The following is a 15,904-nucleotide window of genomic DNA, read 5'->3' on the forward strand; positions in this document are numbered from 1 at the left end:
TAATAAGAAATGCAACTATTTTAAAAATGGGTTGTCTATTACTACATCAATCAAATAATAATTAAATCATGAAACATCAAAAATTACTATTCCTTCTCATCCTGTTACAAGTTGTTGCCTTTACCAATGCCCAAGAATCTAATGACTACGTGGAGTTTAATGATCGCAAAAATGTGGTACATGGCATATACCTGGGAATTGCAGGGTCTTATGGTAAAATTGATAAAAAAGACACTTATTTGGGCAGCGTAAAAATAGCTTATGTGGCCAATCAGCAATTCGAAGTGGGAATAATTGGAGTGGGACTTTATTCGGAACAAAATGCCCAAAGTAGTTCATTTTCCTATGGAGACCTTGTTGGTGGTTACGGAGGATTACATTTAGAGCCTATTTTATTTGGAAAATCCCGGGTTAACGTGTCGTTTCCCGTACTTATAGGGGGTGGCGCCGTGGGCTATTTAAACGGGGATATTGATGACCCCTTTACAGACGTTGATGAGTGGGATGCCATATTTGTATTTGAACCAGGGGTCAATATTCTCTACAATATTTCACGATATGTACAGCTAGAAGCGGGCTTAAAGTACAGGTTTTCAAGCAGCACTGATTTTCAACCCGGCCTGGTTTCTGATATTAATGGTTTCTCTGTAGGAATTGGTGTTAAGGTGGGCGTATTCAATATGGGTAGAAACAGATACAAAAAGAAAATTTAAGATGGTAAAAAATACTATACCTCCTGGAAGCTCTGCACATTGGCTGATACGTACACAGTATGTATACTCCAAAAACAATAATGTTTTTGTAAAAAACGATACAATAGACAATCAAGGAAACACTGAATGGTCTCCAATAAACTTTCAATGGATACCCCTAATGGGATCAAATAAAAACTTAAAATAGTACTAAAATAAATTATAAGAAAATGAAAAAAACAACTTTATTAACCGGTTTAATCTTCGTAATAGTAATACTGACATCTTGTGAAAAAGAAACTGTAAATGTTTCTGGCCAAGTAAGCAGGGTTGAAGTAAACCTCAAAGGATTTACAGGACTGAAAGTAGCCAGTACCTTTAATGCATTTGTTACCTTCTCGGATACTGAAGAAAAAATAATTGTTGAAGCCAATGAAGATATTCAAAATCTTGTGGTTGTAGAAATGAAAGACAACAATCTGGAAATTAAGCTTAAGGAACTTACCAATATTCGCGGAAACGCAACAATGAATGTTTACATTACCACAAAGAACATTGACTATTATCTCGCCACCGGGGCTTCCACGATAACCCTGGAATCTGAACTAACAGCAGAATCAGCTAAAATTGACTTATCTGGCGCTTCTATTTTTACTGGTCAGCTAAATACTGATAATTTAGAACTTGAAGCTGAAGGTGCTTCCAAAATAGATATTTTCGGGAAAACTGGTGAATTCAAGGCAGAGTTGTCAGGTGGTAGCGAATTGCTCAACTATGATTTTTTAGTCAAAAATTTAACTATTGCTCTTTCCGGAGCCAGTAATGCCCAACTTTCTGTATCAGAGACAATTAAAATAGATGCTGCCGGAGCCAGTTCACTTACCTATGAAGGAGGTGCTTTAGTAACTGAAAAGCATTTGACCGGAGCCTCACAACTTATTAAAAAAGAATAGATCAAAACAATCAGAATTAATGTGAGCATAATTGGTAATTAGTAAAGTATCATTAAACCAAAAGATACTAAAGGAGCAGCTATAAAAAATGTTTACAGCTGCTCCTATATAATTTTCACTTCTTTGATATTGTCATTTCGAATGACATTCGCGGGTAAATAATGGTGCTAGAACCAGGTTGCTTTCTTTTAAACCATACTCCTGGAAGCAGGCTAAAGCCTAATCAGGAACTTTACCAGTTTCATTTAAAATACCATCCATTTTTAAATGTGTAATTATTGGTTTTTGTGCCATTCTCACCAGGGTTACATGATCAAAAGCAAGAGAATCACCCGTCTTTTGGCTTCCCCCTGTTGTTCCCAGGACCATATAATCCATTTTGTTTCTGATCCTGTGTGAAAAGGAATGTAAATGACCGTTAAGTACGGTATAATTTCGATTAGATAAAACTGCTTCCAATTGTCCCAAACCTTTATCATCTTCTCTCCTCCAAAGTGGCTTGTGCATTAAAACAAAAGTCCATTTTACGCTGGGATATTGATTGAGGACATTTTTAAAATAAAGCAATTGATCCTCACTCATACCTCCAAGTCGACGCTCGGGCATATTGAAATATTCAGACTCTTCGTAAATTCCCTCAATATCACCATTTATAATTTTAAGGGCTTCAGCTCGCGCATGGTAAATCTCTAACATCCGCTTTTCAGTATAGTCCTCTGAGTCCATCATTAAAAATAAAACATCTTCGTAAACAAAATGATAGTAACGTGGTCCAAATCTATTTTTCCAGAATTCCCTCATCCTCGGATTTGTCAGATCGTGGTTACCCCCTAAATAAAAAAAAGGCATATTAAGTTTTGAAGTACGGGCATCAAAAGAATCCCACTCTTTAGCCAGTTGTATAGAGTCTTCGGTACCTCCATCAATTAAATCGCCTACACTAAGAACAAAAGTTGGGTCCAATCTGTTTAATTGGGATACAGCCGTACTGTAAACCCCTTCCCGCTCACCTCCATTTAAATCTGAGATGATGGCAAATGTGAAATCCTCCTCCTCTAATTCAAAAAGATCACTGGTCCAGGGGGTTGGCCCCATTTTAATATCATGTTGAAATTTTGGCGTGGGTTCTTTACTAGTTTTACAGCTTAAAAAGAATAATCCCAGGATGATTAATAATAATTTATAAGATTTCATAGTCTTTAAAATACTTCTTTTCAGACTTTGCCAAACTGCATAGTGTCTGATTGATTAATCTAATTTTCTAATTCTTATTTCCCTGAATTCGATGCCCTGACCTTCAGATTGCAATCCTATATACCCTTCTTTTAGCAGTTTACCATCAATTTTAATTGCAGGATCAAATCCGTCTGCCACCCCACCCCCTATTTGAGGCTTGCTATACTGCAATACTTCTTTACCATTGACAATATGCGTCACCAGAGAATCACCATATACAATTAATTCTCCGCTTACCCACCGATCCCATTTATACGTTTTAGAAGAAGAGCTGATACAATGTCTGGGATCAATTTCATTATTATACAGTACATCCGTTCCAGGCGAGCACATATTGCCGGTTGGGCGGGGAACTCCATTTCCCTCATCGGCTAATATTTGGTATTCCACAGAAACAGGCCAGTTCTGTTCTTTTAAAATGGTTTTGGGATCCTGAGAATGAAACATAACACCACTATTCCTATACGTATAAACAGGAGCATCTTTTAACCACTGGTCTGTAAATTTATACTCAAATTTTAAGTGATAAGACGAGAAGGACTCATTATAGAACAGATGTGCAAATCTGTCATTAAATGCATCATAATCATCATAGTTAATTTGAATTTTCCCATCAACAACACGAAAAGTATTCGCATAGTTATCACCCAATTCATGATGATGCACTTTAACCACCCAACCCTCCAGGTTCTTTCCGTTAAAAAGATAATGCCAATCTTCTGTGGCATTACCAATTTTTTCAGTACTCACAACCACCCAGGATATTATACTTAAAATAGCCGTGATGAACAGTATTGGTTTTAATTTTTTCATCTTCAATAAATTTTATTTTTCCAAAATATGCTCCAGGTTATGCTTAAAATACATTTATTCAAATCTAATGGTTTTTATGCTATATAATAGCTATTAATTGCTACCGGACCCCATAATATAAAACCGCTGTTCCTATCGGTTGAACTATTCCAATTACGAAAATTGATCTATTATCATCAAAATCATTTACATTTGATTCAGAATTAAAAAAAAAAGCAATGAAAAAGATTAAGGTTATAATACCCCTAATTGTCTTTATATTTATTTTACAGGCTTGCTCTTCGGACGATAATGCTCCCACTGTGGATAACAATGATGCAGTTATAGGTACCTGGAGTTTGGCCGAACTAAATATTAATCCGCCCCAGGATATTAACGAAAATGGAAATACAACTTCGAATATTTTGACTGAACTTCCCTGCGCAACAGGAACACTTATTATAAATAATGACGGTACGTGGAGCTCAACCGTTGCTAATTTAGAAATTACTACCATTACAGGCGGGCTTTTTGATATTAGGTGTAGCGGCACAAGTAATACCTCTTCAGGACTCTGGCAATTTCAAAATTCGCAGCTGTCCTTATTTATAAATACTACCTTGATTGTATATAATCTAAGTGGTGACAGGTTAACGAGCACTACAAATGAGGACCTGCCTGGATTTATGAGTGAAGTTTACACAAAACAATAATATAATCATTTTTATTTCAAAGAAATTAAAGTTGCAAAAATCATCTTTAAACAAGTTTCATGCGAGTAATTTATACTCCATGAATCCGACAATTATTGAGTTATGTTTTTTATAAATAAAGGAAATGGAATATCTGCTTAAACCCTGGCCCTGGTATGTTTCAGGACCTTTGATAACACTCGTAATGTTATTGCTGATTTATTTTGGCAAAACCTTTGGCATGTCAACTACGCTCAGAACCCTATGTAGTATTAGCGGTGCCGGAAAATATTCTGATTTCTTCCGTTTCGACTGGAAGGCTTATCGCTGGAACCTTGTTGTAGTTCTGGGCGCCATTATTGGTGGCTATGTGGCTGTTACTTTTTTGTCTGATGGTTCTACTATTGCCCTAAATTCTCAAACCGTGGCGGACCTTGGCCAACTAGGATTTAGCAATGCAGGTGAGAATCTTTTACCCTCTGAAATTTATGCATGGGATAATGTTTTAACAATAAAGGGAATGGCCATTCTTATTATAGCAGGTTTCCTGGTTGGTTTTGGAACACGGTACGCGGGTGGTTGTACATCGGGTCATGCGATTACAGGGCTCAGCAATCTTCAATGGCCTTCGCTAATTGCAGTTGTTGGATTTTTTATTGGGGGCTTAATAATGACCCATTTACTATTACCTATAATATTCAGCCCATGAAAGTTTTAAAATTCTTATTGGTAGGCATTTTCTTTGGAATAGTCCTCGTAAAATCTGAAGCTGTTTCCTGGTACAGGATTTATGAAATGTTCAAATTTCAAGCGTTTCATATGTATGGTATCATTGGCTCTGCCGTTTTACTTGGCGTTTTATTTATTGGGCTATTTAAAATCCTGAGGATAAAAAATATTGAAGGCAATAAAATTCATCTGATACCAAAAGACAGCGGCTTTGTACGTTATATTGCGGGCGGTACGGTTTTCGGTCTTGGCTGGGCACTTGCAGGTGCTTGCCCCGGGCCCTTATATGTTCTATTTGGTACAGGTGTAATAAGTATGCTAATCGTTATTGCTGCAGCTGTATTTGGCACATTTGTATACGGTGTACTAAAAAACAAACTTCCTCATTAATAAATGCGGTTTTTTAAATTCATTACCCCATTATCACTTCCACAGTATGTTCCTTACCCTTTTCCAGAATAGGAACAATATTAGAATCAATGGCGGTGCCATTTACCAGTATTTTTTTTATCCCTTTACTTATATGTTCCGGGTTTTTAACATTAATATTATAAGTAACATCCCTAAACACCCTTTTCATTTTAAAGCCATCCCATCCAGAAGGGATACAAGGATTAATTGATAACCCATCGTATTCTGGGCTGATTCCCAAAATATGTTGTGTAATAGCGTAGAAATTCCAGGAGGCCGTACCCGACAGCCACGAATTTTTTGCTTCACCCGGCTTTTGTGCCTCTTTACCTGCTATCATCTGGCAATAGACATAGGGTTCTACTTTATGCAATTCCGACAATTCCTCCAGAAAACTAGGTGCTATTTTTGTGTAGTATTCATAAGCCTGATCTCCGCGCCCCAGCATTGTTTCGCCAATCATAATCCAGGGGTTGTTATGGCAAAAGATACCGCCATTCTCCTTATAACCCGCCGGATAAGTTGAAATTTCACCGTACTCAATATAATACTTGGTAAAGGCTGGATAATTCAGGACAATTCCGTATTCACAATCCAGGTGTTCCTTCACCGCATTTAAAGATTTCTCCACCATTCCATTTTCTTTTCCAATTTCGGCCATAGTACACCAGCCTTGAGATTCAATGAATATTTTACCTTCTTCATTATCTGAAGATCCCACTTTATTGCCAAAATAATCATATGCGCGTAAAAACCATTCCCCGTCCCAACCATGTGCTTTTACTGCTTCAATCATGGCATCTACATGTACCTGAGCTTCTTTAGCTTCTTTCTCTTTTCCAATACGCTTACAAAGCTTTACATATTCTTTTCCGTATACCACAAATAGTCCTGCTATCATTAAAGATTCTGCAGTACCTCCTTTTTGGTTCTCTGTAGTTTGAAAGGATTCATTAGGATCCTCAGAGAAGCAATTTAAATTAAGGCAGTCATTCCAATCGGCCCTGCCTATTAAGGGTAATTTATGCGGACCCAAATTATTTACCACATGGTAAAAAGAAGCTTTCAAATGTTCAAAATGGGTTTTCGCTCGTGTGGGATCATTATCAAAAGGTACCATTTCATCCAATAGGGAAAAGTCACCTGTCTCCTTTATATAAGCGGTTGTAGAGAGAATCAGCCAGAGTGGATCATCATTAAAGTTGCCGCCCACTGAGGCATTACCTTTTTTTGTCAGGGGTTGATACTGATGATAACAGGAACCATCTTCAAACTGGGTAGAGGCAATGTCATAAATACGCTCCCTGGCTCTTTCCGGAATTTGATGTACAAAACCGATAAGATCCTGATTTGAATCCCGAAACCCCATTCCCCGACCAATACCAGACTCAAAGAAAGAGGCTGAACGAGACATATTAAAGGTAACCATACATTGGTACTGATTCCAGATATTAACCATTCTATCCAGTCTGGCATCTCCGGATTCAATTGAGATCTTGCCCAATAAATTATCCCAGTAGGTCCTTAGCTCTTCATAGGCTTTATTTACTTTCTCTACCGTGTCATAGGCAGAGATCATCTCCTGTGCCGGTTGTTTATTAATGACCGACTTGCTTTCCCATTTGTTATCTTTCTCTACCTCCACATACCCCAGCATAAAGATCAATTCTTTTTCTTCTCCGGGCTTAAGCTCAATTTCCAGACAATGCGATGCAATTGGCGACCAGCCATGGGCAACCGAGTTTTTTGATTGCCCTGCACTGACTACATCCGGGGAATCCAGATCATTGTAAAGACCAATAAAGGTTTCCCTGTCTGTATCAAAGCCATCAATAGGGCTGTTTACCGAATAAAAAGCATAATGATTACGGCGCTCCTTAAACTCTGTCTTGTGATAGATCACAGAGTCCTTTACTTCAACTTCGCCAGTGGAGAAGTTTCGCTGAAAATTGGTCATATCATCTTCCGCATTCCACAAACACCATTCTATAAAGGAAAACAACTTTATTTTTTTGATACCGGGGGAAGCATTTTTTACCGTTACTTTCTGAATCTCTCCCCAGAAGCCAAGTGGGATAAATTGAAGTACTGCTACCTCCAGTTTATTCTTAGAGCCCTTGAATTTGGTATAGCTCATGCCATGGCGACATTCATAATGGTCCAGTTCTGTTTTAACAGGTTTCCAGCCGGGAGACCAGGTAGTATCACCATCTTTAACATAAAAATATTTGCCCCCGTTATCTACAGGAATATTATTATATCTGTAACGGGTTAACCTACGGAATTTGGCGTCCTTATAAAAGGTGTAACCTCCACCGGTATTGGAGGTAAGTGAGAAAAAATCCTCATTCCCTAAGTAATTGATCCAGGGATAAGGTGTTTTGGGATTTGTAATTACATACTCTCTATTCTCATCATCAAAGTGTCCGTACTTCATATTGCGGATATTTAAAATTTTCTTATTAGGTCTTTATTCGTCTTGTCTTCTCTTATTCAACTCCAGGGTAATTTCATCAAGCTTTTTTTGATTGAGCGGGTAAAGAAGCATTAAACCGGCTGCTATTACTGTAATGATTGCCGGCACCCAACTCATCAGCATTATGATTCCGGGAACTGCTCCTTTTATAGCTTCGGTATCCTGCCCGTTATAATGAAAAGCGCCTAGTATCAAACCAATTATTGCACCTGCGATGCCACCTCCAAATTTAGTTGCAAATGACCCCGCTGAATATATTAGTCCCGTAGCTCTTCGTCCGTTTTTAAACTCTGAATAATCTGCTGCATCACCAAGCATTACAAAAAACAAAGTAGGAAAAATAGCCGCTGCCAATTCAGATGCAATTCCAATCGAAAAAATGGCTTCAATATCATTTGGCCCGCAAAAAGCTAGTAAGGCATTTACTCCACCTGAAAATATCAGTGCATATATAAATAAATTACGTTTACCCAATTTCTTTCCTAAAGGTGCGGTAATCATTGCGCCGGCCACAGAAGCGATCATCAAGCCAACCAGAAAGGATGCAGCTAACAGTTGATTATTTAAATAATGAGTAAAATAAATGATAACAATACCTTGCTTTATAGAATTGTATATGTTGAATAATAGTCCGATGACCAATAATACAAGCCATGGTTTGTTTGAAATTAAATCTTTAAAATCTTGCTTTAAATTATTTTTTTGTGCCTTTGGAGGTTGAACTCTTTCCTTAGTAGTATAAAATGTAATAAACATAAAAAGAGCCAGGAAAACAGACATCAAATACATTGAATTACTGTAACCTCGCTTTTGATCTATAATTGAAATCTTACTTGCGTTTATATTAGACTCTCCGGCAACAATAAATGCATACTTCTTATCTGCCTTCATAGAAAAACTCTTTCTGGGAGTTGGAACATTTTCTTCAAAATCCATAGTATTATCATCCCAAGTGAACATTGCAATTCCATCTTCAGTCTTAATATTAACATTCTCAATATCCTCAGCGACAGAAACTACAACGCTGAATTTTTCATTGTCCAGTTCATTAACCTCTATTGCAGGGTTAACATTTCCATAATAAGCGACTAAAAAAAGTAAAGCTCCCTGTACAATCATACCACCTCCAAAAGCTCCAACCATTCTAAAAGAACCTAAACTTGTCCTCTCTCTGTCATCACCCGTCATTACCGCCATTAGCGCTCCGTAAGGAACATTATTAGCGGTATAGATTAGTGTGAAAAATATATAGGTTATATAGGCATAAATAATTTTACCCGAAGATCCAAGATCAGGACTGGTAAATAGTAAAGATAGAATGGCGGCAAGCGGAATGGCTGTCCATAAAATCCAAGGGCGAAATTTTCCGTACTTAGATTTTGTCCTGTCACCAATAATACCCATCAACACATCGCTAATACCATCACTAAAGCGAGCAACCAGCATCAATACACCAACAGTAACGGGGCTCAATCCAAAAACATCTGTATAAAAAATAAATAAAAAGGTAGCTACTCCTCTCCAGGCAATGTTTGCAGCACCATCCCCTAAGGCATATCCAATTTTTTCCTTTATTGATATTTTTTTTGTTACAGACATGTGCTATTTATTTTGAAAAGTAAAACCAGCCTCATTGGGTAAATTGTTATCCATAAGATGGGTGCTGAGGCGTGTTTAATCAATACTAATTTTTAATTTCTTCACAATATTATCAGAGGCGTTTCCTTCACAAATCATATATTCCCCTTTTTCCAGGCGCCAATTTGAAATAGATTCTTCGTAATATTTTAAATCAGCAATATCAATTAAAATTTCTCCCCTTACCCCATGTGGGCCGTCAGACATCCAGACTTCGGGTATTCCCAAACGAGGCATACCAGGGGTACTAAATTTAGATTGGGCATGGCACATAGCCACTTTTTCTTCCAAGGTTAATTGGGAAAGCAGGCTATCAATTTTGGTGTCAATGTTCTGCATGTGCGAGCTAAAAGGAATATTTTTCAATTCTTTATTATTTTCTTGAGAAAGAACAACAGAGGGGTTAAAAAATGAAAAAACGAAGATTGTGGCTAGAATATATTTGGGATAACGTAATTTTATTATTCTCATATTGATCAGCAGTTAGTAAGCTTTAAAAGTAAAAAAATGTTTGTGAAAAATCACACTGTGCAAATATTATTATAAATTGGGCAATAGGTTATATATTTTGCATTATAAATCAAGGAACATAAGGGCTAACTATATTTTAGCCATGTTTAAGGAAATCATGATACAAATCATTTTATTTACCGCATAAATAGCATAAGATTGCAAATAAATTCTTCAAAACCCTGAAAATGAATTTGAAAGAAAAAATAGCAGCACTGAAAAACGAGAAGAATGCAATTATTTTGGCGCATTATTATCAACCTCCTGAAATACAGGAAATAGCAGATTATGTTGGTGATAGTTTAGGGTTATCTCAAATGGCCGCGGCAACAAATGCAGATATAATTGTATTTGCCGGAGTTCATTTTATGGCAGAAACCGCGAAAATACTAAACCCTGAAAAAACGGTTGTCTTACCCGATTTGAATGCAGGATGCTCATTAGCAGATTCTTGTCCGCCGGATGTTTTTCGGAAGTTTGTAGCCGCCCATCCGGACCATGTCGTTATTACTTATGTAAATTGTAGTGCTGAGGTAAAAGCAATGTCTGATATAGTTTGTACTTCTTCAAATGCTCTAAAAATCGTAGAATCTATTCCTAAGGATAAACCTATCATTTTTGCTCCCGATAGAAATTTAGGAAAGTATATCATAAAAAAAACAGGTAGAAACATGCTGCTATGGGATGGGAGTTGCATAGTACATGAAGCCTTCAGTATTGATAAATTATTGGCGCTCTACAAAGAACATCCGGATGCAATAATTATTGCCCATCCTGAATCTGAAGAACACATATTAAATACTGCCAGTTATATCGGTTCTACCTCCGGAATGATAAATTATGTAAAAGAGTATCCAACAGAAAAATTTATTGTCGCAACAGAAGCTGGTCTCTTGCATAAAATGAAACAAGAAGTCCCCGATGCTCAATTGGTTCCTGCCCCTGCAGAAGAAGATAATACTTGTGCCTGTAGTGAATGTGGCTATATGAAAGTAAATACGCTACAAAAATTATATAATTGTTTACTTAATGAAAGCCCGCAGATCAATGTTCCCAGAGCTATCAGGGAAAAGGCTTTGGTCCCAATCCAACATATGTTGGACCTTTCAAAATAACCATGATTTCAACAACAGACATAGTTAACTATGAACTTCCTATTATGTAAACTAAGATAAGCTATCTTAAGAATACCAAAGATAATTCGTGGTTCCGTGTTTTGTAATACAGAATGCTTAATAGATAAACTGTATAGCATCACAGCTTTTTATTTTGTTGGTGGTTGGAAAAAGGCACGAGCGAGATGCTCGCGCCAGCGAGGGGGCAAACGTTACCTGGTTTTTAAAATACAAACTGTCTCAACTTATTTAAATCTTATACCAGGTATTAGTGACTTCATGTATTTTTTCTACTACCTATGCGCAAAGTGCTGCAACGGGTGGTATATGAAGCGTAGCATCACTAAGTGTGCTGTGTTTTCATATACAGTGTTAGGCACTTTTCTTAATTTCTTTGAAAATCCATATCCCAATTGCTATTCTGACCAAGGGTTGCAGGTAAGGATATATCCATTCATAGGACCAATTTACAATGGTATTAAGGGAGCTTACTCCTAAATAATATCTTACAAACGAGGAAATACTTAATAACCCAATGAATAAGAGCGCTACTCCAATCCATTTTTCCCAACCTTTTTCTTGAACGAATGCCATTCCGTAGAGTAAAGAGCCTATCCCAAAGCCATAAATAACCAAAAAATACTTGCTGTCAGAAATTCCATTTGCAGCATTAATAAGGGTCTTAAACATATTTTTGGTTACTTCATTTTCTGCCTCGATATATCCTGGTCGCCAAATTTGATTCAAGCTATCGATCAATAATGACTGTTGGGAAATTTCTGCCAGTGCCCAAACCAGTAAAAATAAGGTTCCAACTATGATATGTAAGGGGTGTTTTTTCCATAACAGAAGGGCAATTCCCAGGGCTGCCAAAATATTTACCTGCGGATGAATAAACAAAATCCAAAGTTTACTTAAGTACAGTCTATTTTCATATAGCAGTGTTTGAGATTCGAAATCGGTAGCTACCGTATTTGGTAGAAAAATCAATAAGACTGTTGTCAATGCCCCAAGAAATGAGCAAATAGCTGCGAGCTTTAAAAACGGTTTGTAAATATCTATGTTTGTCATTCAATATTATTTCTATTTCCAATTGTACATAACCATAAGATATAGTTATTCATGAACGCCCACTTATGTTAACCAAGATAATGTATTTAGAGGCTATTTAGTCATTTTCTAAATTAAAAAAATTAAGCAGTCTGTGGCATCTGAATTGCATGCGCTTTTGATAATATTCTAACATATGGAACCTATTGTTGTGAAGGTGCTTCAGTCGGATTTGAAATCTTGAAATAGCGGTCATAAAAATTCGGATCAGGAGAGAATTAATTGTCAAGAAATAACATGAACATTTACAAAAGTTGGTAACTTTGAGCAAAGTGCGTTTCAATGACCAAAAAAAACTTAGAATCGTTGAGCGTTACGGTAATGAATATCATATCCGGAAAAACCAGGTGGAATCAGCGCAATATGCTGTTAGGCTTGCATGGGTGAGATACGATAATGGGTTAACAAATTACCTTGAGATACTTGACCTTCAGCGATCTGAATTCAATTCAAAGGTGGCTGCTTCAAAAGCTTTACAATTGCAGCTCTCTTCAACCATTGACCTGTATAGAGCTCTGGGCGGTGGTTGGGTGCCCGGACAAGACACCGTTTATTTAAGAAATCCTTAATCAACTAAAAATTAAATTTATATAGTATGAGTAATTCTGACAAAAACATTAACGAAATTTCGAAAGTCACCATAGATGTGGCAATAAGGCTGATCCTTTTGGTGGTAACGATTGCTATTTGTATAGGCATCATATTGCCTTTTCTTAATCCATTTTTATGGGGCGCTATCATTGCAGTAGCAGTATCACCACTGTACAAGAAAATTACTAGGTGGATAGGTGGCAGGGAGAAACTTGCAGCTTTGTTGCTGACTTTGTTTTTCCTGTTAATTATTATTGTTCCCAGTTATTTTTTGATTGATTCGATGTATGATGGAATACATAAAATCGGGAGTGATTTGCGAAGCGGGACAGTAATTATCCCGCCACCAAATGAAAGTGTTTCAGATTGGCCTTTAATTGGCGAAAAAATTAGCGAAGCCTGGCAAGCTGCTTACGATAATCTAGAAAATGCATTTAATAAATACCAGGAGCAGTTAGAAGAAATCGGAATAACCGTAGTAGGCTCTGCGGTTAATTTGAGCAAAAGCATGCTGTTGTTCCTTGTTTCCTTTATCATCGCCGGTATTCTTCTAGTATTTTCAGAACCTGCCGATAAAACTTTCAAGAAATTATTCACAAGGCTTATGGGACCCAGTGGTGCAAAGGTCAGTGAACTAACGGTTATCACGATCAATAATGTTACCAGAGGTATATTAGGAGTTGCTCTGATTCAAGGCATCCTTGCTGGAATTGGATTCACACTGGCAGGAGTGCCATTCGCTGGATTGTGGGCATTGTTTATATTGATATTTGCCATACTACAAATACCTCCTGTATTGGTAACCATTCCAATAGCCGTATATCTTTATTCTGTTCACGATCCATTGGTTGCCACAATCTGGACAATTGTATTAATTATTATTTCTGGTGCTGATAATGTGCTAACGCCCCTGCTAATGGGAAAAGGTGCGCCCGTACCTATATTGGTCATCTTTCTTGGAGCGGTTGGAGGGTTCATGTTTTTCGGTTTTATAGGGTTATTTTCTGGCGCTATTATCCTCTCGATAGGATACAAGCTATTCATTGCTTGGCTTAATGAATCAGAAGAAACAGTTAAGGAATAACTGATTCTTTTGGTTTTATGTAGTATCAACCCATTCCGCAAATTGCACCCTATTTTGATCCTCGTAAGGCATATAAAACTAACGAACACATAGGAAACTTATTAATAAAATTAAAAGTCTAAACCCGAAACTCGAAAAAATAATGAGCCTCGGCATGTTTTAATTTATTTTGAATTAACTTCAATAGATAATTTTATCATCTCTAAATTAGAAATAAATAATGAAAGAGCTTACTGAGTTTATCAAATAACTACATATTGGCAATTCACTGTTAAAAATTATAAATCAGCAGGGAACTCACTCTTATCGTATTGTTTGAAGGGCTTGTTATATTTTTCCTTTCTGCATATTCAACTTCAACACCCACACTAAAGGCACCAAATTTTGAGGAGGGCTTATAGAACAGGTTAGTAAGTACTTTACTCCCGGACTTAAAGTATCCACCATCGAAAAAGGATTTTTCTTCTGAACCTAATATACTCCCTCCAATGGCCGATGTGAATTCATCTGACCAATCATGCTCATAACCCAGGAATGCAGTAAAAGCACCCATATTCTCAAATTTCTGGTCATCCGGATTGAAGGCGAGATCAATATCAACAAAAGCAAAATCTCCCATAAGTCCTCCTATTCCCATACCCCCAGTTGCACTCATCATGAACCTGTTCTTTTTATTTAAATGTATCTTTGCAGCAACCAGACCTCCATATCCTGTTTCCGATTGACTGCCATTATAATCTGATGTAAATTGCACTCTGTTGATTCTTAGTACTCCGGCAAGCATTATATCAAAAGAATTGGTTTTATAACTAACATTTCCAGTAAAACCTGGAAAAATAACATCGCTTTGGGCTCCCAGGGTATCAGGTTGAATCAAAGTGGGCTTTTGATATTCGGCTGAGAACTGATAACTCCACTTTTCGGTTTGGTTGTAGTATCGTATCTGAACTGGTCTTACACCTACTGCGCCTCCAGTTAAACGACCATCTACCGCTTGAGTTAGATAGGCCACATTGTTAAAAGATGACCATGATTTCCCAACCAGCCAATGCTCCGAACGCAGGTACAGGTGTCTGATCCTGAACTTTTCATTATCCCCCTTCCAGTCTAATTCAATTCTGATTAACAAGTCGCTTGATTTATTTCTTGCTATCATCGCATCAAAACCCAGCCTGGACATGTTGATAGTAGCCTGGGAATTAGGGTAATAAAAATCCTTGACGCCAGTTGGGATAGTGGGTTGAGTTAAGTCAAAGGGATGAAAGTTCTTCTTGTCGTCCCAGGTAAGTAATAAACGAAATGATCCATAAATTCTAAGTGCCTCACGTCCATTTGCAGTGTATATAAACAATCCGGATTCATCCGGAACATCATGGGGGTGAATTTCTGTATAACCAGTGGAATTTAATGTAACTGAGATAGTGCTATCACTAGGGATTAATACCCTTTGTGCAAATAGATTGATACTAGCCGAGAAATAGAATAATATGATTAGATTTCTGATTTTCATTTTATGGGCTGATTCGCCAAACCGTGAAAATAGCTGGTGGTCTAGCTCATAAAACACTTTACTTAGTATCATCATGATGATTCTAATTTCTTATCATTTTTTTTAAATCTTACTATCAAACCCAAAGCTGCAGCGATATAAATTACAGTTATCATTATTTGTAAAACACGCTTCCAAACCTTGGCATCCGCATCGGTCATTCCTGTTGCTGTTGTTGAGCATATTACTAATAAAAAAGTAGAATATCCCATTCCCCACAAACTGGCCATTGGCTTACCACTAAAAACCTGTTTACAAAAGATTAATCCTGTTAGCAAGACAACAATAATAAAGTTACAAAATTCCGGTAATACAGTAAACACTTC

General features: G+C 37.1%; 16 protein-coding genes. 8 read left to right on the top strand and 8 right to left on the bottom strand.

Annotated elements, in window-relative coordinates; genetic code table 11:
* The first annotated feature begins 68 nt into the window (after positions 1–68).
* Both ABJH90_RS09830 and ABJH90_RS09835 read left to right on the top strand, forming a co-directional pair.
* On the top strand, positions 69–713 hold the full coding sequence (locus ABJH90_RS09830; RefSeq protein ID WP_348138837.1) for a hypothetical protein: 645 nt from the start codon (positions 69–71) through the stop codon (positions 711–713).
* Positions 714–922: 209 nt separating this feature from the next.
* Positions 923–1,645, top strand: a complete 723-nt coding sequence (locus tag ABJH90_RS09835; protein ID WP_348138839.1) for a head GIN domain-containing protein — start codon at positions 923–925, stop codon at positions 1,643–1,645.
* A 219-nt stretch (positions 1,646–1,864) separates the two neighbouring features.
* Here ABJH90_RS09835 and ABJH90_RS09840 read toward each other — a convergent pair whose 3' ends face one another.
* Positions 1,865–2,839, bottom strand: a complete 975-nt coding sequence (locus ABJH90_RS09840; RefSeq protein ID WP_348138841.1) for a metallophosphoesterase — start codon at positions 2,837–2,839, stop codon at positions 1,865–1,867.
* Between the two features lie 54 nt (positions 2,840–2,893).
* Positions 2,894–3,694 carry a DUF1080 domain-containing protein gene (locus tag ABJH90_RS09845; protein WP_348138843.1) on the bottom strand — a complete coding sequence of 267 codons (801 nt, stop codon included), beginning with the start codon at positions 3,692–3,694 and terminating at the stop codon, positions 2,894–2,896.
* A 218-nt stretch (positions 3,695–3,912) separates the two neighbouring features.
* Between ABJH90_RS09845 and ABJH90_RS09850 the strand changes: the two genes are divergently transcribed.
* The 3 genes from ABJH90_RS09850 (at position 3,913) to ABJH90_RS09860 (ending at position 5,484) form a co-directional block, all read left to right on the top strand.
* Complete coding sequence (locus ABJH90_RS09850) at positions 3,913–4,386, top strand: hypothetical protein (protein ID WP_348138845.1); 474 nt, start codon at positions 3,913–3,915, stop codon at positions 4,384–4,386.
* 124 nt (positions 4,387–4,510) lie between these two features.
* Positions 4,511–5,074, top strand: coding sequence for a YeeE/YedE thiosulfate transporter family protein (locus ABJH90_RS09855; RefSeq protein ID WP_348138847.1), 564 nt, complete (start codon positions 4,511–4,513; stop codon positions 5,072–5,074).
* Positions 5,071–5,484, top strand: coding sequence for a DUF6691 family protein (locus tag ABJH90_RS09860; protein WP_348138849.1), 414 nt, complete (start codon positions 5,071–5,073; stop codon positions 5,482–5,484). The genes ABJH90_RS09855 and ABJH90_RS09860 overlap by 4 nt, the downstream gene beginning before the upstream one ends.
* Positions 5,485–5,506: 22 nt before the next feature.
* Here the strand turns inward: ABJH90_RS09860 and ABJH90_RS09865 are convergent, their stop codons facing one another.
* The 3 genes from ABJH90_RS09865 to ABJH90_RS09875 form a co-directional block, all read right to left on the bottom strand.
* A complete protein-coding gene (locus ABJH90_RS09865; protein ID WP_348138851.1) occupies positions 5,507–7,942 on the bottom strand; it encodes a glycosyl transferase in 2,436 nt (811 codons plus the stop codon).
* A gap of 33 nt (positions 7,943–7,975) precedes the next feature.
* Positions 7,976–9,580, bottom strand: coding sequence for an MFS transporter (locus ABJH90_RS09870; protein WP_348138853.1), 1,605 nt, complete (start codon positions 9,578–9,580; stop codon positions 7,976–7,978).
* Positions 9,581–9,655: 75 nt separating this feature from the next.
* Positions 9,656–10,090, bottom strand: coding sequence for a hypothetical protein (locus ABJH90_RS09875; protein ID WP_348139373.1), 435 nt, complete (start codon positions 10,088–10,090; stop codon positions 9,656–9,658).
* Between the two features lie 227 nt (positions 10,091–10,317).
* Between ABJH90_RS09875 and nadA the strand changes: the two genes are divergently transcribed.
* Complete coding sequence (gene nadA, locus ABJH90_RS09880) at positions 10,318–11,244, top strand: quinolinate synthase NadA (protein ID WP_348138855.1); 927 nt, start codon at positions 10,318–10,320, stop codon at positions 11,242–11,244.
* 372 nt (positions 11,245–11,616) lie between these two features.
* Here the strand turns inward: nadA and ABJH90_RS09885 are convergent, their stop codons facing one another.
* Complete coding sequence (locus ABJH90_RS09885) at positions 11,617–12,315, bottom strand: hypothetical protein (protein ID WP_348138857.1); 699 nt, start codon at positions 12,313–12,315, stop codon at positions 11,617–11,619.
* A gap of 302 nt (positions 12,316–12,617) precedes the next feature.
* On the opposite strand from ABJH90_RS09885, the gene ABJH90_RS09890 reads away from it, so the two are divergent.
* Positions 12,618–12,923: a hypothetical protein gene (locus ABJH90_RS09890; RefSeq protein ID WP_348138859.1), complete on the top strand. Its 306-nt coding sequence runs from the start codon at positions 12,618–12,620 to the stop codon at positions 12,921–12,923.
* A gap of 26 nt (positions 12,924–12,949) precedes the next feature.
* Positions 12,950–14,029, top strand: coding sequence for an AI-2E family transporter (locus tag ABJH90_RS09895; RefSeq protein WP_348138861.1), 1,080 nt, complete (start codon positions 12,950–12,952; stop codon positions 14,027–14,029).
* Between the two features lie 271 nt (positions 14,030–14,300).
* Here the strand turns inward: ABJH90_RS09895 and ABJH90_RS09900 are convergent, their stop codons facing one another.
* Both ABJH90_RS09900 and ABJH90_RS09905 read right to left on the bottom strand, forming a co-directional pair.
* On the bottom strand, positions 14,301–15,614 hold the full coding sequence (locus ABJH90_RS09900) for a DcaP family trimeric outer membrane transporter (protein WP_348138863.1): 1,314 nt from the start codon (positions 15,612–15,614) through the stop codon (positions 14,301–14,303).
* Positions 15,611–15,901, bottom strand: coding sequence for a hypothetical protein (locus tag ABJH90_RS09905; RefSeq protein ID WP_348138865.1), 291 nt, complete (start codon positions 15,899–15,901; stop codon positions 15,611–15,613). The genes ABJH90_RS09900 and ABJH90_RS09905 overlap by 4 nt, the downstream gene beginning before the upstream one ends.
* Positions 15,902–15,904 lie beyond the last annotated feature (3 nt).

This window comes from Eudoraea sp., from assembly GCF_039969275.1.
GTDB lineage: Bacteria > Bacteroidota > Bacteroidia > Flavobacteriales > Flavobacteriaceae > Eudoraea.